The organism is Streptomyces aurantiacus, from assembly GCF_001418335.1.
In the GTDB taxonomy this organism is placed as follows: domain Bacteria; phylum Actinomycetota; class Actinomycetes; order Streptomycetales; family Streptomycetaceae; genus Streptomyces; species Streptomyces aurantiacus.
Map to the genome: position 1 here is coordinate 1 of NZ_LIPP01000520.1, position 1,225 is coordinate 1,225.

Sequence of the window (1,225 nt, forward strand, 5' to 3'; positions counted from 1 at the left end):
CGCGGCGAGACCGCCCGCCGCCTGCGCCCGGTTCGTACGGTTCCCCAGCCAGCTGCCGACCATCTGCGACCCACCCTCGCGTCAACGCACGTTGTGAAAACACTCGCTGTTGGTGAGGCATTCGACCACCGATGCGACTTTCGAGGCAACAGACGACTACATCGCAGCAAACCAGCGCATGTGCTGGTACTACACACGAGTAGACCGAATTGACCGCTCCGTTTACGTCCCTCCCTCAGTCGCCGCTCTCAGTCGCCGCTTCCAGTCGTCGATTTCAGTCGCCGCTTTTCCGGACCACCGGAACACGTTCCAGTACGATCCCGAACTTCTCCCGGTACGCCTCCAACACCTCTTCGTCCGACGCCAGATCCACCACTTCCTTCCCGCCGTCGGGGACCGTGACGGTGAGAGCGCGACCGCTGAGCGTGATCCGCCCGCCGTCCTCGGTGACCCGCGAGCAGACCAGCGACTGGGTGAAGTGCGACGCCGGCGAGGTGCTGTGCCACCAGGCCCCGGCCACGAAGTCCCCCAGCACCCGCGGCCTTGCCTCCAGCCGGTACTGCGACCTGCCGTCCCGCACCACCTCCAGATCCCCGAACTGCCCGGCGGTCCCTCGCACCCCGGCCGGATCCGCCCCGGCCACGATCACCCGGAACGTGCCGGCCGGATCCACCTGCTCGCCCCGCTCCCCGAAGGCCAGCGGGTAGTGGCTGTGCGCCCCGAACCCGACATCGGCCAGCCAGTCACCCCCGTCCACCGTCCGGACCCGAAGCGCCAGATGGTCGTACGGGATCCCGAGCTGCTCCTCCTTCGCGTAGACCCGCCCCGCGAGCAGCGTCACGTCGAAACCCAGTGCTTTGAGCAGCGCCCCGAACGCCCCGTTCAGCTCGTAGCAGAAGCCGCCCCTGCGGGCGCCCACCAGCTTGTCCAGGAGCCGCCCCTCCTTGAGCGTGATCTCCTCACCGAGGTGGATCGACAGGTTCTCGAACGGCACGGTCATCAGGTGCCGCAGCTGGAGTTCACGGAGTACGTCGGCGGTGGGCCAGGCGGGGTGGGTGACGCCGATCCGGCGGAGGTAGGCATCGACCTGTGCGGGTTTCATACCTTCAGTCTCGCGCGATCAGCAGCCGATCGCCGCCCCCTCCCACGGCGACCGCCCCGTCCACGTCCGTCCGCAACACCTGCGCGCCCCCCGCTTCCAGCGCCGCCACCGTGCTCGGCGCCG

1 protein-coding gene is annotated in these 1,225 nt (G+C 68.6%); it reads right to left on the reverse strand.

Features of this window, described 5'->3' with window-relative positions; all coding sequences use genetic code 11:
* Positions 1–274: 274 nt before the first annotated feature.
* Positions 275–1,102 carry an arylamine N-acetyltransferase family protein gene (locus AOK01_RS39830; RefSeq protein ID WP_055520503.1) on the reverse strand — a complete coding sequence of 276 codons (828 nt, stop codon included), beginning with the start codon at positions 1,100–1,102 and terminating at the stop codon, positions 275–277.
* Between the last annotated feature and the right edge of the window lie 123 nt (positions 1,103–1,225).